The organism is Aliiruegeria haliotis, from assembly GCF_003003255.1.
In the GTDB taxonomy this organism is placed as follows: domain Bacteria; phylum Pseudomonadota; class Alphaproteobacteria; order Rhodobacterales; family Rhodobacteraceae; genus Tropicimonas; species Tropicimonas haliotis.
This window is the reverse complement of sequence record NZ_PVTD01000011.1, coordinates 76,874-97,820: the sequence shown is the minus strand read 5'-3', so window position 1 is coordinate 97,820 and position 20,947 is coordinate 76,874. Positions and strand designations below refer to the sequence as shown.

The window sequence follows — 20,947 nt, the reverse complement described above, 5'->3', positions numbered from 1 at the left end:
ATCAGAAACCAAAAAAAGCCCGCGAACCGTTTCCCGGTTCGCGGGCTTCCTTTTGCGATGTCCGGCGGGTCAGGCGACGTTGAACGCCAATGGGCTGACATTGCGGAACATGCCGGTTTCCTTGAGCTTGTCGATCACGGCCGGCTTGACCGGGGCATCCACATAGAGAAGGGCAATCGCGTCCTTGCCCGGCTCGGAGCGGCCCAGCGTGAAGTTCGCGATGTTGACGCCGTTCGCGCCCATGGTCTGGCCAAGGGTGCCGATGATGCCTGGCACGTCCTCGTTGGTCGTGTAGAGCATGTTGGCGCCGATCTCTGCGTCGATCGTGATGCCCTTGATCTGGATGAAGCGCGGCTTGCCGTCGGAGAACACGGTTCCCGCGATGGAGCGCTCGCGGGTGTCGGTGACGACGGTCAGCTTGACGAAACTGTCGAAGACGCCCGATTTCGCCTGTGTCGTGCGGGAAATCTGGATGCCGCGTTCCGCTGCCTGAACAGGCGCGGAGACAAGGTTCACGTCGGGGTTCGACGCCGCCATTACACCGGCAATGGCAGAGCAGCCGAGCGCGTCGAGGTTCATCTCGGCGACCTTGCCGTCATAAAGGATGTTGATCGCCTTGATCGGCTCGTCGGTCATCTGGCCAATGAAGGCCCCCAGGTGCTCCGCCAGCTTCAGCCACGGCCCCATGACCTTCGCTTCCTCCGCCGTCACTGACGGCATGTTGAGCGCATTCTCGACGGCACCGGTGTTGAGATAGGCCGACATCTGCTCGGCCACCTGAAGCGCCACGTTTTCCTGTGCCTCGGTGGTGGAGGCGCCAAGGTGCGGGGTGCAGACCACGTTGGGCAGGTTGAAGAGGGGGTTATCGGTGGCCGGTTCCTTGGCGAACACGTCGAAGGCGGCACCGGCCACGTGACCGGATTTCAGCATTTCTGCCAGTGCTTCCTCGTCGACCAGGCCGCCGCGTGCACAGTTGACGATCCGAACGCCCTTCTTGGTCTTGGCAAGGTTCTCGCGGCTGAGGATGTTCGCGGTCTTCTCGGTGAACGGCACATGCAAGGTAATGAAATCGGCCCGTTGCAGCAGTTCGTCCAGCTCCACCTTTGTCACGTTCAGCTTCGCGGCGCGCTCGTCGGAGAGGAACGGATCATAGGCGATAACCTTCATCCGCAGGCCGACACCACGTTCGCAAACGATGCCACCGATATTGCCTGCGCCAATCACGCCCAGGGTCTTGCCGGTAAGCTCCGAACCCATGAACCGGGATTTCTCCCACTTGCCGGCGTGGGTGGAGGCGGAGGCTTCGGGGATCTGGCGCGCGACCGCGAACATCATGGCGATGGCGTGCTCGGCGGTGGTGATCATGTTGCCATAGGGCGTGTTCATGACGATCACGCCTTTTTTGGATGCTGCGGGGATATCGACATTGTCGACGCCGATCCCGGCGCGTCCGACGACCTTCAGGTTGTCGGCACGTTCCAGCAGCTTTTCGGTCACCTTGGTTGCCGAGCGAATTGCGAGGCCGTCGTAGTTGTGGATGAGTTCGAGCAACTTGTCCTTTTCCTTGCCGAGGGTCGGCAGGAAATCCACTTCGATGCCGTTGTCGCGGAAGATCTGGACGGCGGTTTCCGACAGCTTGTCGGAGACGAGAACTTTGGGGGCCATTGGAAGCTCCTTTGGCGGACGTTTTTGAAATCTGGGTGAGCCGGCCTCCGGTGTGGAGGCCGCGCAATGGATCAGGCGTTGGCCAGCTGGGCTTCGATCTCTGCTTCGAAGGCCCAGACAAGCCATGGCACGAGGGCCTCGAGATCGGATGTCTCCACGGTCGCACCGCACCAGATGCGCAGGCCCGCCGGGGCATCGCGATAGGCGCCGATATCGAGCGCAACGCCTTCGGAGTCCAGGCGCTTTGCCACGGATTTGGCGAACGCGGCGCCATCGGCAATGCGATTATCCGTGAACTTCAGGCAGACGGAGGTGTTCGACCTGATTGCCTGGTCGGCGGCGAGGAAATCGATCCAGTCATTGTCGGCCACGAAGCGTTCGATCACGGCGGTATTGGCGTCCGCCCGGGCGATCATGCCCTGTAGGCCGCCGACCGACTTTGCCCATTCCAGCGCGTAGAGATAATCCTCGACCGCGAGCATGGAGGGGGTGTTGATCGTGGCGCCGGAGAAAATCCCCTCGATCAGCTTGCCGCCCTTGGTCAGGCGGAAAATCTTCGGCAAGGGCCAGGCCGGGGTGTAGCTCTCCAGCCGCTCGACCGCGCGTGGCGACAGGATCAGCATGCCATGTGCGGCTTCACCACCCAGCACCTTCTGCCAGGAGAAGGTGGCGACATCGAGCTTGTCCCAGGGCAGGTCCACCGCGAAGGCGGCGGAAGTGGCGTCGCAAAGGGTCAGACCGGCCCGGTCGGCGGGGATCGCGTCGCCGTTGGGCAGGCGGACGCCGGAGGTGGTGCCATTCCAGGTGAAGACGACGTCGCGGTCGAAATCGACCGACCCGAAGTCCACGATCTCGCCGTAATCAGCCGTCTTGACCACGGCGTCGAGCTTGAGTTGCTTGACCACGTCGGTCACCCAGCCCGAGCCAAAGCTCTCCCAGGCGAGCATCTCGACAGGGCGCGCGCCCAGAAGCGACCACATGGCCATTTCCATCGCACCGGTGTCGGAGGCGGGCACGATGCCGATGCGGTAGTCGGCGGGGATGCCGAGGATTTCGCGAGTCGTCTCGATGGCATCCTTGAGCTTGGCCTTGCCGATGGCGGCACGGTGCGAACGGCCGAGGGCAGCATCCTTCAGGACATCGAGCGAAAATGTAGGGGGTTTGGCACAGGGGCCAGAGGAAAAACGCGGATTGACCGGCCGCGTGGCCGGAGCGGAGTTTGCCATTGCTGGTATCCTTCCAGATATCTGCCTCTCGTTGGGGAGAGGTGTCCCGCCGCCGGACCTACGGGAATGCCAATCGTATGACAACCCCCGTGTGGTCGCCCCGATCTGCGATTGCAGCCACGCGTGCATCGGATCGGAAACCTGGGTCACCGATCGGCGCGGAAAGAAAAGCGGTTGCAAAACGCGGTCGCTCTTACACGCGTACACCCCATTGCGATTGGGGTCGGAGCCGCGCGGGACGTGTGTCATCTTGCGACTGTCTTGCCAGCAACGAGGGCAGCACCCGCACAGATGTCGTGCGGCCGTCGCACGCATCTGAGATCAGGCGCCAGATCGGGTCACCGACGACGGCCGTCCGGCAGGCTGGCCACCGCTGGCGCGTTCCGGTGCACGTGACAGCGCGCGGTCAGGTCGTCCCGAACAGCGCGGCAATGCCAGCCTCGGCCACCGCGAGGTCCTGATCGGGGGAGCCCGAGCTGACACCAATGCCGCCCACGACGTTGCCTTCGACGACGATCGGCAGCCCCCCGGTGAGCACGACCATCCGGCCACCATGGGAGGCGGTGATGCCATAGGCCGGCTGGCCCGGCTGGCAGGCCTCGCGCAGTTCGTGCGTCCCTTTCCAGGTGCCCGTTGCGGTAAAGGCCTTGTCGATGGCGAATTGCGTCCCCGGCGGCTTGCTCCCGTCCATCCGCTCGAAGGCGATCAGGTTGCAGCTTTCATCCGTGACGGCAATTGCCATCGGCACGCCGATCTCTTCGGCCTTGGCTCTGGCGCCGTCGATCAGCATTCGTGCGTCGTCAAGGTCCAGCCGTTTGATTGTCAGCATCGGTCACTCCTTTGTCGTTGTCCGGGAAGGGCGGCGTCTGCCTGCCGTGTCGTTTCGGGGAACGGGGGCGTCGGCACCAGCAGTGGGGCTGATGCCGGCGCTGGTACCACCGCGCGATGCGCCGGCATTCAGCTGCGCGGGTCCTGTGCCTCGGCCGTGGTCCAGCGCCGGAGAATGGCCCGTATGGCCATCGAGATCAGTGGCACGGTCCAGATCAGGACGGTGATGGCGCCAAGCGTTCCGGCCACCGGGCGGTCGAAAAAGCCGATGATGTTGCCGTCGGCCTTGATGACGCTGGCCATGAAATTGTCCTCCAGCATCGGGCCGATCACGATCCCGAGGATGGTGGGGGCGATGGGAAAGCCGTTCTCCTCCATCAGGAAGCCGATGATCCCCAGCACCAGCATGATGGCGATGCCAAAGACGCTGTTGGTGATCGCGAAAGAGCCGACTATGCAGAACAGGAGGATGATCGGCATCAGCAGCCGGGCCGGTGTCTGCACCACGTAGCGGGCGCCGCGGATCGCAAAATACCCCAGGAACAGCAGCAGGATGTTGGCGACAAAGAAGGTCAGGAAGATCGCGTAGGTCAGGTCAGCCTGGGTTGCAAAGACCATCGGGCCGGGCGTGATCCCTTTCATGAAGAGAACGCCGATAGCGATGGCGGTCACGGAATCGCCGGGGATGCCGAAGACGAGTGCCGGGATCCAGACGCCGCTCAGGGACGAGTTGTTGGCCGACCCTGCGGCGGCCAGCCCCTCGTCATGGCCGGTGCCGAACTTCTCCGGCGTGCGCGAGAACTTCTTGGCCATGGCATAGGAGACCCAGGCGGCGATGTCGGAACCGGCTCCGGGCAGGATGCCGACCACGGTCCCGATAAGGCTGCCGCGAGCCAGGTTGCCCTTGTTCCGGCGCATCATCTGCCATTGGCCGCCATAGACCGATGAGCTCGACTTCGGCACCGAGGCGGTGTTGTGCTGCTTTGCCATGGCGAAGCGCAGGATCTCGGTCATGGCGAACATGCCGATCATCGCGGGGATGAAGCTGACGCCGCCCATGAGGTCGATCGAGCCGAACGTGAACCGCGGGTGCCCGCCCGTCACGTCGATGCCGATGGTGGAGATGAACAGTCCGATCAGCAGCGCCACCAATCCCTTGACGGGGGAACCGCGTGAGATGATGACCGAGCAGCTCAACCCGAGGCAGGCGAGCCAGAAATACTCGACGGTACTGAACTGGAAAGCGAATTCCGCCAGGAACGGTGCGCCGGTGGTCAGGATGACAGCGCCGACCAGCCCGCCGAAGACGGAACTGACAAGGCCGATGCCGAGCGCCCGCTCTGCCTGTCCGCGCAGCGTCATCTGGTAGGCATCGTCGACATAGGCTGCCGAGGCCGGCGTGCCAGGGATACGGAGCATGGCGCCGGGGATGTCGCCGGCGAAGATCGCCATGGCGACGGAACTCACGATGGCGGCGATGGCCGGAAGCGGCTCCATGAAAAAGGTGAGCGGCACCAGCAGCGCCGTGGCCATGGTGGCCGAGAGTCCCGGGATCGCCCCCACGAAGAGGCCGAAGATCGAAGCGCCGAGGATGACGCCGAGAACAGAGGGATCTGCGACGAGGGCGAATGCGTTGATCAGGTTGTCCATGGTCGCGACCTACCAGGCGATGGATTGCAGGACGCCCCATGGCAGGGGCACGAGAAAGACCTTGCTGAAAAGCGTGTGGATCGCCAGCGACGCCGTCACGGAGACGAGGATCGCGGTGAGGATGTCCACCCGAAGCGACAGAAGGAAGGCCAACAGGACAGTGATACTGAGAACGGGGAATCCGATCACGTCCATGAAGGGGATGAAACTCGCCGTTCCCAGCAACACGATGCCCACGCGAAGCAGGCGCCGGGGATCGGTGATCCAGTCGCCCGCCTCTGCCAGCCTTGGACGCGGTGAGCCGACGAGGTCGGAAACGATGAGGATGATCGCGCAGCCGATCAGGCCGATGGCCACGATGTTGGGCAGCAGGGCGGACCCGATCGATTGGCCCGGGATCACCGGAAAACTGCTGGCTTCGAACAGGATGGCCGTGGCGAACACCAGCAGAAAGCAGCCTGTGAGGCGGTCACTGATCTTCATGTCATCTCCAGTGATTGCCCGGATCCGCGCCGGAGATCCGCTAGCGTGCGGGCGCGGTCCGGCAGGGGCGTTCGCCGCTCGCCCTCCGTTCTGGGGGGAGAGGGGAAGGGAGACGCGCCGACCCGAGCAGGGGGCGGCGCGCCCGATCGCTTACTTCGACAGTCCTGCGGCTTCCATCACGGAGCCGTTGGCTGCATCAGCGTCGGCCATGAACTGGCCATAGGTCGGGCCGTCCATCCAGACTTTACCAAAACCACGCTCAGCCATGAAACCGGTGAACTCTTCCGAATTCCAGGCCGCTTCGAGCGCGGCAGACAGCTTGGCGGTCGCGTCCTCCGGAAGGCCTGCCGGGCCGGCCACGCCGCGCCAGGTGGCGATCATGAGGTCAATGCCGGTTTCACCCTTGACGGTCGGCACATCCGGCGCATCGGCCAGCGGCTCTTCGCTCATCACGGCCAGCGACTTCACCTTGCCGGCGGAGACCAGCGAGACGGCTTCGGGATAGGAGCAGGAGACGATGTCCACACCGCCCGAGACCAGATCCTGCAAGCCTGCGGCCGACCCCTTGGAAGGCACCCAAGGCACAGCATCGGCGCCGAGCCCGCCCTCGACCAGCAGGCCGGCCATGGCGAGGTGCCAGATACCGCCCTGACCGGTGCCCGAAGACTTCATCTTGCCCGGTTCGGCCTTGGCGGCCTCGAGAAAGTCCGAAATGGTGTCGAACTCGGAATCGGCCGCAACGTGGAAGGCGGCCGGGTCGGCGTTGTACAGGCCGAGCGGCGTGTAGCCGGTGTAGTCCAGGTCGGTCAGACCTGCATGCTTCATCATCGCGATTTCGACTGTCACGGTGCCGATGGTGTAGCCGTCGGGTTCGGCGGTCGCGATCGCCGAATGCCCGACAACACCCGAACCACCGTCCCGGTTGACGACGTTTACGGGCACGCCGAGTTCCTTTTCCATAAGTCCGGCGAGCATCCGGCTGGTGGCGTCGGTTCCGCCGCCTGCGCCCCACGGCACAACCCAGGTGATCGGGCGCTCGGGATACTCGGCCTGTGCGGCATCGGCAAAAAGCCCGGTGCCTGCGGCGAAGGCAGCGATTCCGAGTCCCAGTGTAAGAGCATTGCGTAGCATGAGCATCCTCCCAATAGATGCGTTGCGGTTTGACCGGTCGGTTTCAGCGCCGCGCGGTCCGGAATGAGGCGCAGCGCGCTTCCAAACTCCAACCTCGCCGGATTCATACCGACCGAGGTGACAAATTCAACGCCAATCGGTCGGTGCGGCAGGCGGGCGCGTGTCGGGCCATGCGCAGGCGATTTTTCTGCCTTTGCAACCAGACTGAAGTGAAATCAACTTGAAAACAGCGCCTTAATCCGTTGCGTCCGCGATCCCCGCCGGATGGCAGAAGCGCGGCGTGCGACCGGAGAGTGTCAGTATGACGCTGCCACGCAGGTGTGCGTTCAAGCCTGAAGTGCAACATTTGTAATCGACGTGTTGCAAAAAATGACAACTCAAGCCGGCGACTCGGTGGGAAGTCCCGAAAGGGTTGGCGCTATCAGGTGTCGTCAGGCGTGCACGGAGGGGACGGCGGATCGGGCGCGGGCTAAACGACCGCAGTCAATCGACCCATTCGACGTCGTATTTCCGGACGAGCGAACCGATTTGCGCCCCGCTCAGCATCACCGGGTTCATTCCACGGGTCAGGAGGGCGAGCTTCGCAGTCTCTTCCAGTTCCTCCATGGCGTAGACGGCCGCATCGAGGTCCTTGCCGGCCACGACGGGTCCATGGTTGGCCAGCAGGACGGCGGAGCGTTTCCCCGCGAGTCCGCGGACAGCATCGCCCATGGCCGGATCGCCGGGCATGAAATAGGGCAGAAGTTTCACCTTTCCGAGCCGCATGATCGAATAGGCCGTGAGCGGAGGCAGGACATTGTCCGGATTCGTGTCCGGCAGGACCGACAGGGCGACGGAATGGCTGGAGTGCAGGTGCACAACGGCGCCAGTCCGGCTGCGCGTCTCGTAGAACGCGGAGTGAAGTGGGATCTCCTTGGTCGGCGCATCGCCGGACAGCAAGGTCCACCGTTCGTCCAGATGACTGATCCGCGCCGGGTCGAGATTGCCCATCGAGGAGCCCGTTGGGGTCACGAGCACCGTGCCATCGGAAAGCCTCATGGAGATATTGCCGGAGGAACCGCCAGTCAGCCCACGATCGAAGATCGACTTTGCAAAGCGGGCGATGTCCTCTCGAGCGCGGGTTTCCTCCGTCATCTCTCAGCCTTTCAGAAGCGTCAGGGCTTCGGCGAAAAAGTCCGGGCCACCGAAATTCCCGGATTTGAGCGCGAGGACCAACGGTCGGCCGTCCACCCTCAAGGCCGGCACACCCGCGGCGATGCGCGGGCCGATGCGAAGCCGGTCAGCGCCTAGCGCCTGCGTGACCGCGCCGGAGGTCTCACCGCCCGCGGTCACGATCCGACCGATGCCCTTTTCGGCCAGCCTCGCGGCAAGTCGGGCGAAAAGCGTCTCGATGGCCTCCGCAGATTCTTCCCGTCCAAAGCGTTTCTGGGCGGCAGAGACCTTTTTCGGATCGGCGGAGGAGTAGATCAGCGGCGCCGTGTCCTGCGCCAGCACCCATTCGGAGACCTCGTCGATATCGATGTTGCCCGCCATGGCGGCTTCCGCCGTGATCTCCCACGTAGCCGCCTTGGCCGAATAGGTCTCCACCTGGCCGCGTGTCGCCACCGAGCAGGACCCCGAAAGCACGACGCCGGGGCCGGCTTCTCCGTCCCACGGGATCGGTGCGGGCGCGATGTCCCAGTTCGCCGGCAGTCCAAGCGCGATGCCCGAGCCTCCGACCAGCAGCCGGCGTCCCTTGGCGGCCGCACCCAGCGTGCGCAGGTCCTCGTCCCTGATGGCATCCCCGATGACCATCGCGCGGGCGTGGGTCGCAAGTGCGGCACGTGCTGCACCGGCCCCTTGAAACACCGTCGCCGCCGGAAGGTGCGCCACGGGCCAGCTTGTCTGGTGGGCAAGCCAGCGCCGCAGATCGGGGTCGGTCATTGGCGTCAGGGGATGGTTCCGCATCCCGCTGTCCGACAACAGCGTGTCGGCAACGAAGAGATGGCCCTGGTAGACCGAGCGCCCGTTCTCCGGAAAGGCTGGACAGACCAGCACCGCTGTCTCGCCCAGCTTCTCGGCGAGCGCCTGGGCGACCGGCCCGATATTGCCCTCCCTGGTCGAGTCGAAGGTGGAACAGACCTTGTAGATGATCTGCTCGGCGCCCTGAGCCAACAGCCAGTCGGCGGCGGCGCAGGTCTGTTCGACGGCCGTTTTCGGCAGGATCGTGCGGCACTTCAGGGCAATCACGCCGGCTTGTACGTCTTTGTCGGCAGGGCCGTCGGGCAGGCCGCCGTATTGCACCGTGGCCATGCCCCCTTCGGCCAATGCCAGCGCGATGTCGGATGCGCCGGTAAAGTCGTCTGCGATGACACCCAGTTTCAAAACGGCAACTCCTTCATTGGTCCCAGGTCCAGCCGGTGAATCCACTCGGCCTGATCATGGCAGGGAAACAGCTCCCGCACGAGCGGGTCGTGCCCCGGAATGAGCAGCCCCTTGTGGGATGCGAGAGAGATGATCCGGTCGAAACCGCGCAACATGTCCTCCGCATCCGCGACGATGGGGAACAGCTTTCCGGCAAAGGCATTCTCATAGTAGTGCGCGGCGTCGGAGGCGAGGCACATCGTTCCAGCCTCGGTATCGACCCGCACGGCCTGCAAACCGCGCGAGTGGCCCCCGATCCTGTGGACGGTGACGCCCGGCGCGACCTCGCCGAAATCGTCGTAGAAAACCACGCGGCCGGCATAGACCCTTTTGACCGCCTCGCAGACATGCTCGGCGGTGAATGGATGGTTGAGCGCGCGGTGGCACATGCAGGGACCGGTGGCATAGGCCATCTCCGCCTCCTGCAGGTGGAGGGTCGCGTTGGGAAAGAGGTGCAACCCGCCCGCATGGTCGTAGTGCAGGTGGGTGACGATGAGCGTGTCGATCTCCTCTGGCCGAATGCCCAGCGGCGCGAGCGCCTCCCGCGGGTCGAGCCGGATCGGGCGATCCCGCCGTGCGCCTTCATCCGCATCGTAGCCGGTGTCGACAAGGATCGTCCGCGCACCGTCCTGGAGGATCCACATGAAGTAGTCCATTGCGTGCGGCGCCGCGTGATCGTCGTCGAACATGAAGGAATCGGCCCGCGTCCGGGCGTTTCGATCTGCGTATTTGACCGCGTGAACCTGCCAGGTCATCGGGCAACCTCCCGATAGGTCGCGACGGTTTTCTTCACCACCATCGCCGCGACACTCGCATCGAATTCGAGGAAATGCGCGGATTTCAGGTGGATTTGAAACGCCTCCTCGCTATCGTAGATCTCGTAGAGGAAGACCTCGTCCGGTCGCGACGGGTCGGTGCAGACATCAAAGACCCGGCACCCCGGTTCTTCCGCTAGCGACGTGGCCGCGTTGGCGCGCATCAGGGGCAGGAAGGCTTCCATCGCGCCCGGTGCGGTGCGGAAGATGACGGTGACTGCGAACATGCCGGTTCCTCCCTCGACAGGCTGCCCCGCCAGCGGGGCTTGCAATACTTTACGTATGCGTTGATAAATACGCAAGCCGCATCAAGAGGGAAATTACCATGGCCATGACCGCAGCCGTTCTCGGCGCTGGATACTTCGCGGGGTTCCACCACGAAGCCTGGGACCGAATGGACGACGTGACGTTGATTGGCGTGGCGAACCGGACGGTGGCCAAGGCCGAGGCAACGGGGTTTCCCGCGTTTGGCAGTCTTGTAGAGCTGTTCGAGACGGCCGGTGTGCCCGATATCGTGGACATCGCGACCAACCCGCCGACCCACAAGCAGGCCGTTCAGGACGCGATCGACGCCGGTTGCCGTATGATCGTGTGCCAGAAGCCCTTCTGCACCAGCCACGAAGAGGCGATCGAGGTGACCGAGGTCGCCGAGGCGGCGGGCGCCAACCTCGTGGTGCATGAGAATTTCCGCTGGCAGCCCTGGTACCGGGTGATGAAAGCGGCAATGGACCGTGGCGATATCGGCACGGTCCTGCAATGCACCTTCCGGCTGCGGCCCGGAGACGGGCAAGGGCCGGAGGCCTATCTGGACCGCCAGCCCTATTTCCAGACCATGGAGAAGTTCCTGGTGCGGGAGACCGCGGTGCATTGGGTGGACACGTTCCGGTACCTGATGGGGCCCGTACACTCGGTCTATGCCGATCTCAGAAAAATGAACCCGGTCATTGCGGGAGAGGATGCAGGCTATATTCTCTTCGATCACGGCAACGGGGTACGGTCGATCTTCGATGGCAACCGATTGCTGGACCACAAGGCCGAGAATCACAGGATGACAATGGGTGAAGGGTTGATCGAGGGCACCGAAGGGACGCTGAGTCTGCATGGCGATGGCTCCGTCTGGTTGCGGAAGTTTCATGCGATGGAGGAAACGGTGCTGATGGAGCCCTATGTCGGGCATCCCTTTGGCGGTGACTGCGTCTTCATGCTCTGCGATCATGTCGCCAAGTTCATGAGGGGCGAAGGAGAGCTGGAGAACCGTGCCCGTGACTACCTGAAGGTCATCGAGATGGAGGAGGCAATATACGCTTCCGACCAGGCCGGGAGCAGACAGGATGTGAGCCCATGAGCGACGCGCCGCGACCGAAGTCGAACACAGCCAAGGCACAGGACACCCTGCGAGAGATGATCTTTGCCGGGGACCTGATGCCGGGATCGACCTATCTCGAAGCCGAACTGGCCGAGATCCTCGGCATGTCGCGGACGCCTGTTCGGGAAGCGGCCCTGCGGCTCGAGAGCCAGGGGCTGCTGGAAGTCCGGCCGCGGCACGGCGTCCGGATCACGCCGATCTCTCCGGAGGATATGGAGGAAATCTACGAGATCCTGACGGAGATCGAGGGTATGTGCGCCGAGAAGGCGGCCGATGCCGGTCATTCCGCGGAAGAGGTTCGGGCGCTTGAAGAGGCAATGGCCCAAATGGACGCTGCCCTTGAGGCCGAGGACCGGGAGGCCTGGGCCGCAGCCGACGAGGCGTTTCACAGGGCGCTGATCCTGCTTGGACACAACAAGCGCGCGGAGATGATCTTCGACATGTACAGCGACCAGGTGCGGCGCGCTCGTGCCGTCACGCTCTGGTTGCGTCCGGCGCCGTCGGATTCAAACGCGGCGCACCGGGCGGTCTGCGATGCGATCCTGCGGTGTGATGCCGAGGCCGCTGGCCAATTGCACCGCGATCACCGTCGTCAGGCGCGCGTTCTGATCACCGATCTGCTGCGCCGCCACGGTCTCAGGCATATCTGAACGGCCCGAATCAGTGGTGCAGTCGCCGACGGGTGTTGACATGTGGCCCCATGCGAGGACCATGCAAACCGGGAGAAAGTGCCCGATCGGGCATTTCGAAAAGGGAGGATTTTGTCCACAGGCATTGGCCATAGTGACCCGAAAGAGGTTGCTCCGTGTTTGTGGGTATTGAAATTCTGTCCGAGGGACGGGCAGAAATGCCGCTATTGGTAATAATAATGAACCAATACCGGGAAACTTTGGGAGGACAACATGAACACTAAACTCTTCGGCCTTGTGGCCGGCGCATCCATGGCGGTATCCGGCGCGGCGAGCGCGCAGGAAACGCTCGAAATGACCTCGGCCTTCGGGAAGAACCTGCCGATTCTGGGCACCGCGGCCATCGACTTCGTGGAGAAGATCAACGGCATCTCCGAGGCGGTCGAGTTCGAGCATTTCGATCCCGGCGAGCTTGTGCCGACCCTCGAAGCGCTCGACGCCGTTTCCAACGGTTCGGTCGATGCCGCCTACACGACCTCCGGATACTGGCAGGGCAAGATCACCGCCGCGTCGCTTTTCGCGGCCGTTCCCTTCGGTCCGGAAGCCGGCGAGTTCCTTGCATGGATGCTCTATGACGATGGCCATGCCCTGTTCCAGAAAATGTATGACGACAACGGCTACGACGTTCACGTCACGCCCTGCGGCATCATCGCTCCGGAGACGTCCGGCTGGTTCAAGAATGAAATCGGTTCGCTGGAAGACCTGGAGGGTCTGAACATGCGCTTCTTCGGCCTGGGTGCCGAAGTCATGCAACGTCTTGGCGTTTCGACCTCCCTGCTGGCGGGCGGCGACATCTTCCCGGCCCTGGAACGCGGCGCCATCGACGCGACTGAGTTCTCCATGCCGCTGATCGATGCGCGGCTCGGTTTCCACCAGATTGCCAAGTACAACTACTTCCCGGGCTGGCACCAGCCTGCGACGATGTTCGAATTGCTGGTCAACAAGGACGTCTGGGAAGGTCTGGACGAGCGCGCCCAGAAGCAGATCGAGGTTGCCTGTCTGGCCAACATCACCACCAACTACGCCGAGGGTGAAGCCAAGAACTTCGCCGCGATGGTGGACAATGCAGAGAACAACGGCGTGACGATTAAGTCCTGGACGCCCGAGCAGCTCGCCACGTTCGAGGGTGCCTGGAACGAAGTTGCCGCCGAGCTGGCTGCCGAAGACGCCTACTTCAAGGAGGTCTGGGATGACCTTCAGGAGTTCCGCGCCGGCTACAAGGTCTGGGGCGACACGATCTACCTGCCGCGTCCGCGCAACTGATGCACGGCTGACACGATACCGGGGCAGGGCCGACAGGCCCTGTCCCGCCTGCGGTGTGGACCGCCCTTTGGCGACCACATCAATCACTCCATCGAAATCGAGAGATTCTCATGTCGGAACCGGAAGACGCCGTCGTTGCCTTGTACGATCCGGGCGAGATTGGCCGCGCCGAACACAACAGGGGCGACCGGCTCGTTGTCGGCATTTCCAATGTCGTCGCCTGGCTGTTCCCGATCCTAATGGTCGCGATCTGCTCCCAGGTCGTTCTGCGCGCGTCGGGCATGAACCAGGCCTGGCTCGACGACCTACAGTGGTGGCTTTACGGCATCGCGGTGCTGACCGGCGTGGCCTACGCGGTCACGACCAACAGCCACGTGCGGGTCGATATCCTTTTCGACAATTACAAGCCGGACAAGCAGACACGGATCGAGATATTCGGTCTCGTCTGGCTGTTCCTGCCCTTTGTCATCCTGTGCTGGGACCTGACGCTGCACTATGCGATCTCCTCGGTTGCAGCCGGAGAGGGATCGGACAGCCCGAACGGCCTGCACAACCTATGGATCCTGAAGATCCTGATGAACCTTGCGTTCATCCTGATCGCCATAGCCACATGGTCGGCCTACATCCGGTTGCTGAAACGGCTGACGAAACCGGTTCGCTGGAAGCGCCTGCTCTATGCCTTCCCGTCGACGATGTACGCCGTGAATCTCTGCGTCTTCTACGCGCTTTGGTGGTTCACGCGCCTGACAACCTCGCCCGATGAGGTGAAGGACCGCGCAATCACCAAGCAACCCGTTTTTGGCGAGGTCGAGATCGGCACGCAGGAAATCGAATATACCGTCATCATCTCCCTGGTGCTGACCATTCTCATGATCGGTATCGCGCGGTTGCGCGACCGTGGGGAGGCCTGACACATGGGCATTCTTGAAGTCATCGGCCATGTGCTGTCGCTCAATGAGCTTGCCGTGGCGGCGATGTTCCTCGTCTTCATCTTCTTCCTGTTCCGGGGCATCCCGGTTGCCTACGCGCTTGTCGGGGTCAGCCTGATCTTCGTGCTGATCGCCGAGATCTTCCTCGATCCGCACCGCTCGATGTTCAAGGAGATCATCGAGTTCGACCGTGTCGGTATCGACTACCGAAAGCTCGCTGCACTATCGGGGCGGATCTTTGGATCCACCGTCAAGAACCCTGTTCTGGTGGCGTTGCCGATGTTCATCTTCATGGGGCTCATGCTGGACCAGTCCGGCGTCGCACAGCGGATGATGCAGTCGATGCAGAAGCTCTTTGGCGGCCTCAAGGGGGGGCTGTCGCTGACCGTGCTGCTGATCGGGATCATCCTGGCCGCATCGACCGGTGTGATCGGGGCCTCGGTGACGCTGCTGGGCGTGATGGCCTTGCCCTCGATGATGGCGCAGAACTACTCCAAGCCGATCGCCACCGGAACCATTGCATCGGCCGGAACGCTTGGCATCCTGATACCACCATCGATCATGCTCGTGATCATGTCGGATCAGCTGGCTATTTCGCTTGGCGACCTATTCATGGGGGCGCTGTTCCCCGGGTTGATCCTTGGTGCGCTCTACATCGTCTTCATCGTGATCTATGGCCTGATCTCTCCCGGCTCGATGCCGGCGCCGGAGAAATCCGAACATGTCGGCTGGCCGGTGGTGAAGGAAGTGCTGCTGGCGGTCGTGCCGCCGATGTTCCTGATCCTGCTGGTGCTCGGGTCGATTTTCGCGGGGTTCGCGACGCCCACCGAGGCCTCCGGCCTTGGAGCCTTCGGCGCCACATTGCTTGCGCTCTTCAACGGGAAGCTGAACTACAAGGTCCTGAAGGAAGTGAGTCGGTCGACGCTCAACACGTCCGGCTACATCGTGGGGATCTTCCTGGCGGCCAACTTCTTCGCGTTCATCCTGCGCCGCTACGGTGGTGACGAGATCGTGCAGGACCTCGTGCTCTCCACGTTCCAGAACCCATACATGATCGTGGTGTTCATCCTGTTCATCGTCTTCCTGCTGGGCTTCCTGCTCGACTGGATCGAGATCACCATCATCATCATGCCGCTGATGCTGCCGATCATTCAGGGGCTGGAACTGGCGGTGCCGGGCTATGACGTGGTCCGTGATCCATCTGTCGTCTGGTTTGCCATCCTGGTCGCGGTGACGTTGCAGACGTCATTCCTGACGCCACCGGTGGGCTTTGCCCTTTTCTATCTGAAAGGAGTCTGCCCGCCGGGTGTCACCTTGGCGCACATCTACAAGGGAGTGGTTCCGTTCGTGCTGCTTCAGTTGCTGGGCCTGCTGATCGTGTTCCAATACCCGGCCCTGACCACATGGTTGCCATCGGTGGCCTACGGAAACTAGCAGGAGTTGCCGGGCGCGCCTGCGACCGGCAGTGCATTTGCTGAAACCAAGAAAGGGGCGGGCTGCGCCCCTTTTTTTGTGGGCCGTCGAGCAAGGCGTTCCAAGGATCGGGATAGGTGAATACCTCATGGTGAACACTATTGCGATCCGGACGACCGCAGCAAAGAGACCGGGAGCATGGAGCGGCGTGAGCCCGCCGTACCGGGTTTTTGGATGAACGTTGGGTATTCCCGCCTGGGCTGCTTGCTTCGTGCCCATCTCCGAATGGGCGAAGGCTCTGGACGCCGCGTGGCGAAGCGGCAGGTAATCCCGCTGCCTTCTTCGTCGTTCGGCACGATTTGCAGGGCGATCCTCGCGCCGCCGGGCCATGGGGACGCCGTTTCTGCTCGGTGGCGCCAAGTCATGTCTTGCGATCGCGGCGCTTTCCCGCCTTCATGGAGCGGAATCGCGACTTGGAACCGTCCGGAGGGAGATGGCAATGGCAGGGTATCTGACGACGCATGTCCTGGACACCGCCTTGGGCCGGCCCGCCGAGGGGATTGCGATCACGCTCTACCGTGTCACGGGAAATTCGCACCGCAAGATCGCGGAAGCGGTCACCAATGCGGATGGCCGGACGGAAGCGGCGATTTTGTCCGAAGACAGGTTTCAAACCGGAACCTACGAGTTGATCTTCCATGCCGGGGACTACTTGCGGCGGACGGGGCAGGGGGGCGATGAACCGCTGTTTCTGGACGAGGTTCCAATTCGGTTTGGCATGGCGGCGGACGACCACTACCACGTGCCGCTGCTCTTGTCGCCATATGGCTATTCGACCTACCGTGGTAGTTGACTGAATTTCGGGCAGGCGGACCTCGCGCAGGCGCATCGGCCCGCCCGCCCTCGCAACCCTGGCATGCGCCCGCCAGGATCGGGGCGACCAAAAGGAGAGACCATGCTCGACGATACACTCGTTTCCATTGAGAATCTCCGCGTTGAGTTCGATACCAACGACGGGCTTGTTGTCGGTGTCGAGGACGTGTCGTTCCACATCGCCGCAGGCGAGACCGTTTGCGTGGTCGGGGAAAGCGGGTCGGGCAAGTCGATCACCTCCCTTTCGCTGATGCGTCTGGTCGAGTTCGGCGGTGGGCGGATCGCCAATGGCACGCTGAATTTCGCCCGCCCGTCGGGGGACGTGGAAAACGTCGCGGAGGCAGGCAGCGACCTGATGCGGACGATCCGCGGCAACGAGATCGCAATGATCTTCCAGGAGCCGATGTCGGCACTCAACCCGGTATTCACCATCGAGCGGCAGCTCACCGAAGGGCTGCGGGTGCACAAGGCGCTGAGCCGGTCGGAGGCGAGGGCACAGGCGCTGGAGCTGCTGCGGCGGGTGCGCATTCCCGAGCCGGAGAGGCGCCTGACCCAGTACCCGCACGAGTTGTCAGGCGGCATGCGGCAGCGCGTGATGATCGCGATGGCGCTGGCTTGCGAGCCGCGGCTATTGATCGCGGACGAGCCGACGACGGCGCTCGACGTGACAATCCAGGCGGAGATCTTGGCGCTGATCGACCGGTTGAAGCGCGAGACCGGTACCGCGGTCTTGTTCATCACCCACGACATGGCCGTGGTTGCCCAGGTCGCCGATCGTGTGGTGGTCATGTACCAGGGCAACAAGGTCGAGGAAGGTCCGGTCGAGCAGATATTCGAGGCGCCGCAGCATCCTTATACCCAGGCGCTTCTGGCCGCCGTGCCGAAGCTGGGCGGGATGACTGGCAAAGCTCGTCCGGAACCGCTTGCGATCCTCGGGCAGGACCCGGTGGAGACGAAGCCACATACCGAAGGGGCGGCCAAGCCGCTTCTGGAAGTGCGCAACCTGATGACGCGGTTCCCGGTCAAGGGCGGGTTGTTTCGCCGGACCGTCGCGAATGTTCACGCGGTCGAGGACGTCTCCTTCACATTGAACGCAGGGGAAACCCTGTCGCTGGTCGGTGAGTCGGGCTGTGGGAAATCCTCCTGCGGTCGGTCGATCCTGCGTCTGGTGGAGCCGCAGGCCGGGGAGGTCTGGCTCGACGGTCAGGACATCCTGGCGATGCCGGAAAGCGAGTTGCGCCAGGCTCGCGCGGAGATGCAGATGGTGTTCCAGGACCCGTTTGCCTCCCTGAATCCGCAGATGCGGCTTGTCGACCAGGTCGCCGAGCCATTGTTGAACTTCGGTCTCGCGAAGGGCCGCAGGCAGTTGCAGGACAAGGTGTCCGAGCTTTTCGACCGGGTGGAGTTGCCACGCAGTTTTCTCAACCGGTTCCCGCACGAGTTGTCGGGCGGGCAGCGTCAGAGGGTGGCAATCGCCCGCGCGCTCGCGCTCCGGCCGAAGTTGATCATTGCCGACGAGGCCGTCTCCGCGCTGGATGTGTCGATCCAGGCACAGGTGCTCAACCTGCTGATCGAGCTTCAGGCAGAGCTTGGGATATCGCTGCTCTTTATATCCCATGACATGGCCGTGGTGGAACGCGTGAGCCACATGGTCGGCGTAATGTACCTTGGCCGTATCGTGGAGATCGGGTCGCGGCAGCAGATCTTCGAGAACCCGCAGCATGAGTACACCCGCTCGCTTCTCTCGGCCGTTCCTGTGGCCGACCCGCGCAAGCGCAAGAAGGAGCATGAGCTCAATTTCAAGCCGATCCCGTCGCCGGTCTTCCCGCTGGACTACGAGCCGGCGCCTTCCGTCTATGACGAGGTGGAGCCCGGCCATAAGGTGTTGCGCCCGTTCTAGGCCGGTCCCTGCAACAGTGCCCCTCTAGCGTGGCAGTGGATTGGTGGCCTGTTTGTAGGGCGTCCAATCGTCGATCTCGGGATAGAACTGCCTGCGCCATGCGCGGACGCGCGGGTTCATGCGCCGCCGCCAGAGCGGTGGGATCATGGCGAGGAAGGTCATCACAGGGTAGCCATGAGGAAGCTGTGGCGCCTCGTCCTTGGGATAGGTCTGTAGAAGGGGGAACCGGCGTCTGGGCTTGTAGTGATGGTCGGAGTGACGCTGCAGGTTGATGAGAAGCCAGTTGGACGCGCGGTGGGTGGCGTTCCAACTGTGGCGCGGTAGGACATGCTCGTACCGGCCTTCGCCGAGATGCTTCCGTGTCAGCCCGTAGTGTTCGACGTAGTTCACAAGCTCCAGTTGCCAGATCGCGACGAAGGCTTGCCAGAGAAAGAGCGCCAACCCGGCCCAGCCACCGATCGCCAAGGCCGCCAGGAGGAAGGCGATCTCCAGTGTCCAGTACCGCCAGAACGGGTTGGAGCGGTGGTGCCAGGGCAGGTCCTTGCGGGCGAGCATCGTCTTCTCGGCGGCAAAGGCAGAGGAATGGCTCTGTCGCAGAACTCGGGCGAAGAAGCGATGGAACCCCTCGTTGTAGCGGGCGGTGACGGCATCGCGCGGCGTGCCGACATAGCGGTGGTGCACCAGCAGGTGCTCTGACCGGAAGTGGCCGTAGAGTACCGAGGCCATCAGCAGATCGCCCAGCCAGCGTTCAAGCTTGTCGGACTGATGCATGAGTTCATGGGAATAGACTATTCCCGTGGTTCCGGAGACGACCCCCATGCCGAAAAACACCATGAGCTTTTCCGGCCAGCTCAGGTGCTCGGCGCCCGGCACGTACCAGATGAGCCAGCCAAGCACGCCGACCTGGATCGGGAACCAGACAATCGTGATGAGCCGATACCAGAAGAGCTGATCCTCCGTTGTCTCCAGGTCGGCATTCTCCTCGTAGAGGCCGGTCAGAGTGTCCAGCAAGGAGAACAGCCCCCAGGAGAAAAGCGGCAAGGCGAATACCCATGGTCCGCCCCGGGTCGCCGACAGCCATGCGAGTGGAATCATCAGGAGCGACAGCCAGAATGGCGCAGCGGATTGGAAACGGGCGATCTGCGAGGCCGGGATCATCGTGGTGCTTTCGAGTGGTGGATCACGGGCCGCAGCCTATTCTCAATTGTCGGCCACTTCAAAGGGGTGGCAAGGCGCTGGACGCAAGGTCCCAGGCCTTTCGCATCACGGTAGGCAGGGCGGCAGGGCGAAAGTCAGCCCGGCCATGGAAACCGCCGCGCGTGGTTTGGGTGTCTGCCGGGACGACAGCGACCTGGAGAGCGAGCCGGAGGTGGAAATGGGTGAAGGTGTGGCGCACCTCGCCCGGGACCTGCTGCCAGTCGGCCTCCAGAGGCGGAGCAGCAACGGGAGCGTCGTTCCATTCGGTGCCCGGCCACCCCAGCATCCCGCCGAGCAATCCGCGGGGCGGGCGCGTCTCCAGCAGTACGGCGCCATCCTCGCGCTGCGCGACATAGGCGATGCCGAGCCGGGTCGGCTTGGCCGTTTTGGGCGACTTCTTCGGCAGATCGGCCGCAGTGCCGGCAACGCGTGCGGCACATTCAGCGATCAGCGGGCAGATCCCGCAGGCCGGTCTGCGGGGGGTGCAGATCGTGGCGCCAAGGTCCATCATGGCCTGGGCGTGATCGCCGGGGCGCTGGGTCGGAGTCAACGCTTCGGCCACAGAGGTGAGTTCGGGTTTGGCCTCCGGAAGCGGGGTGTGGATGTCATAGAGGCGGGACACGACGCGTTCGACGTTGCCGTCGACAACGGTTTCCGGTCGGTCGAACGCAATGGCGGCAATTGCGGCGGCGGTGTAGGGGCCAATGCCCGGCAGCCCAAGCAGGGCGTCGCGCGTGTCTGGGAAAACGCCGCTGTGTTCGACCGCCACCACGCGGGCGCATTTCAACAGGTTGCGGGCCCGGGCGTAGTAGCCGAGGCCGGCCCATTCCGCCATCACGGTGGCATCTTCCTCCGCGGCGAGGTCCTCAACCCGTGGCCAGAGTGCGGTAAACCGGAGGTATTTCTCCCGCACCGCTGCAACGGTTGTTTGCTGAAGCATGACCTCGGACAGCCAGACGCGATAGGGATCCGGGACAATGCCTGCGCGGCGTTCGGCAGGGCCTACCCGCCACGGCATCACCCGAGCATGGGCATCATACCAGTCCAGAAGCGCAGATTGCGCCGATGTGACGTCACGCATTGTTTATTCCCCGGCACTCGCGCCCTATGGTTCCC

The 20,947-nt window shown here is 63.2% G+C and carries 19 protein-coding genes; 7 read left to right on the top strand and 12 right to left on the bottom strand.

Annotation, left to right across the window (positions count from 1 at the left end; genetic code table 11):
* Positions 1–69 precede the first annotated feature (69 nt).
* The 10 genes from serA to CLV78_RS19835 form a co-directional block, all read right to left on the bottom strand.
* Complete coding sequence (gene serA, locus CLV78_RS19880) at positions 70–1,665, bottom strand: phosphoglycerate dehydrogenase (protein WP_106207330.1); 1,596 nt, start codon at positions 1,663–1,665, stop codon at positions 70–72.
* A 71-nt stretch (positions 1,666–1,736) separates the two neighbouring features.
* A complete protein-coding gene (locus tag CLV78_RS19875) occupies positions 1,737–2,891 on the bottom strand; it encodes a phosphoserine transaminase (RefSeq protein WP_106207328.1) in 1,155 nt (384 codons plus the stop codon).
* Positions 2,892–3,297: 406 nt separating this feature from the next.
* Entirely contained in the window at positions 3,298–3,720 is a 423-nt protein-coding gene (locus CLV78_RS19870) for a GlcG/HbpS family heme-binding protein (RefSeq protein WP_106207327.1), read from the bottom strand.
* 128 nt (positions 3,721–3,848) lie between these two features.
* Complete coding sequence (locus CLV78_RS19865; RefSeq protein ID WP_106207325.1) at positions 3,849–5,369, bottom strand: tripartite tricarboxylate transporter permease; 1,521 nt, start codon at positions 5,367–5,369, stop codon at positions 3,849–3,851.
* A gap of 9 nt (positions 5,370–5,378) precedes the next feature.
* Entirely contained in the window at positions 5,379–5,852 is a 474-nt protein-coding gene (locus CLV78_RS19860) for a tripartite tricarboxylate transporter TctB family protein (RefSeq protein WP_106207323.1), read from the bottom strand.
* Between the two features lie 150 nt (positions 5,853–6,002).
* Entirely contained in the window at positions 6,003–6,983 is a 981-nt protein-coding gene (locus CLV78_RS19855; RefSeq protein WP_106207322.1) for a Bug family tripartite tricarboxylate transporter substrate binding protein, read from the bottom strand.
* A gap of 483 nt (positions 6,984–7,466) precedes the next feature.
* Complete coding sequence (gene otnC / locus CLV78_RS19850) at positions 7,467–8,117, bottom strand: 3-oxo-tetronate 4-phosphate decarboxylase (RefSeq protein ID WP_106207320.1); 651 nt, start codon at positions 8,115–8,117, stop codon at positions 7,467–7,469.
* Between the two features lie 3 nt (positions 8,118–8,120).
* Positions 8,121–9,347 (bottom strand): 3-oxo-tetronate kinase, encoded by a 1,227-nt coding sequence (gene otnK / locus CLV78_RS19845; RefSeq protein WP_106207318.1) that lies wholly within the window; start codon positions 9,345–9,347, stop codon positions 8,121–8,123.
* Positions 9,344–10,141 carry an N-acyl homoserine lactonase family protein gene (locus CLV78_RS19840; RefSeq protein WP_106207316.1) on the bottom strand — a complete coding sequence of 266 codons (798 nt, stop codon included), beginning with the start codon at positions 10,139–10,141 and terminating at the stop codon, positions 9,344–9,346. Before CLV78_RS19840 ends, otnK begins: the two co-directional genes overlap by 4 nt.
* Complete coding sequence (locus CLV78_RS19835; RefSeq protein WP_106207314.1) at positions 10,138–10,428, bottom strand: putative quinol monooxygenase; 291 nt, start codon at positions 10,426–10,428, stop codon at positions 10,138–10,140. The genes CLV78_RS19840 and CLV78_RS19835 overlap by 4 nt, the downstream gene beginning before the upstream one ends.
* 98 nt (positions 10,429–10,526) lie before the next feature.
* On the opposite strand from CLV78_RS19835, the gene CLV78_RS19830 reads away from it, so the two are divergent.
* The 7 genes from CLV78_RS19830 (at position 10,527) to CLV78_RS19800 (ending at position 18,634) form a co-directional block, all read left to right on the top strand.
* Positions 10,527–11,546, top strand: coding sequence for a Gfo/Idh/MocA family protein (locus CLV78_RS19830; protein ID WP_106207312.1), 1,020 nt, complete (start codon positions 10,527–10,529; stop codon positions 11,544–11,546).
* On the top strand, positions 11,543–12,217 hold the full coding sequence (locus tag CLV78_RS19825) for a GntR family transcriptional regulator (protein WP_106207310.1): 675 nt from the start codon (positions 11,543–11,545) through the stop codon (positions 12,215–12,217). The genes CLV78_RS19830 and CLV78_RS19825 overlap by 4 nt, the downstream gene beginning before the upstream one ends.
* Before the next feature lie 252 nt (positions 12,218–12,469).
* Complete coding sequence (locus tag CLV78_RS19820) at positions 12,470–13,519, top strand: TRAP transporter substrate-binding protein (RefSeq protein ID WP_106207308.1); 1,050 nt, start codon at positions 12,470–12,472, stop codon at positions 13,517–13,519.
* 110 nt (positions 13,520–13,629) lie between these two features.
* A complete protein-coding gene (locus CLV78_RS19815) occupies positions 13,630–14,430 on the top strand; it encodes a TRAP transporter small permease subunit (protein ID WP_106207306.1) in 801 nt (266 codons plus the stop codon).
* A gap of 3 nt (positions 14,431–14,433) precedes the next feature.
* On the top strand, positions 14,434–15,882 hold the full coding sequence (locus CLV78_RS19810; protein ID WP_106207305.1) for a TRAP transporter large permease: 1,449 nt from the start codon (positions 14,434–14,436) through the stop codon (positions 15,880–15,882).
* A gap of 478 nt (positions 15,883–16,360) precedes the next feature.
* Entirely contained in the window at positions 16,361–16,714 is a 354-nt protein-coding gene (gene uraH / locus CLV78_RS19805; RefSeq protein WP_106207303.1) for a hydroxyisourate hydrolase, read from the top strand.
* 102 nt (positions 16,715–16,816) lie between these two features.
* Positions 16,817–18,634, top strand: coding sequence for an ABC transporter ATP-binding protein (locus CLV78_RS19800; protein WP_106207301.1), 1,818 nt, complete (start codon positions 16,817–16,819; stop codon positions 18,632–18,634).
* Positions 18,635–18,658: 24 nt separating this feature from the next.
* On the opposite strand, the gene CLV78_RS19795 is transcribed toward CLV78_RS19800, so the two are convergent.
* The gene (locus tag CLV78_RS19795; protein ID WP_106207299.1) at positions 18,659–19,792 is read right to left on the bottom strand and encodes an alkane 1-monooxygenase; all 1,134 of its coding nucleotides are present in this window, start codon (positions 19,790–19,792) and stop codon (positions 18,659–18,661) included.
* 58 nt (positions 19,793–19,850) lie between these two features.
* A complete protein-coding gene (locus CLV78_RS19790; RefSeq protein ID WP_106207297.1) occupies positions 19,851–20,912 on the bottom strand; it encodes an A/G-specific adenine glycosylase in 1,062 nt (353 codons plus the stop codon).
* Positions 20,913–20,947: the final 35 nt, after the last annotated feature.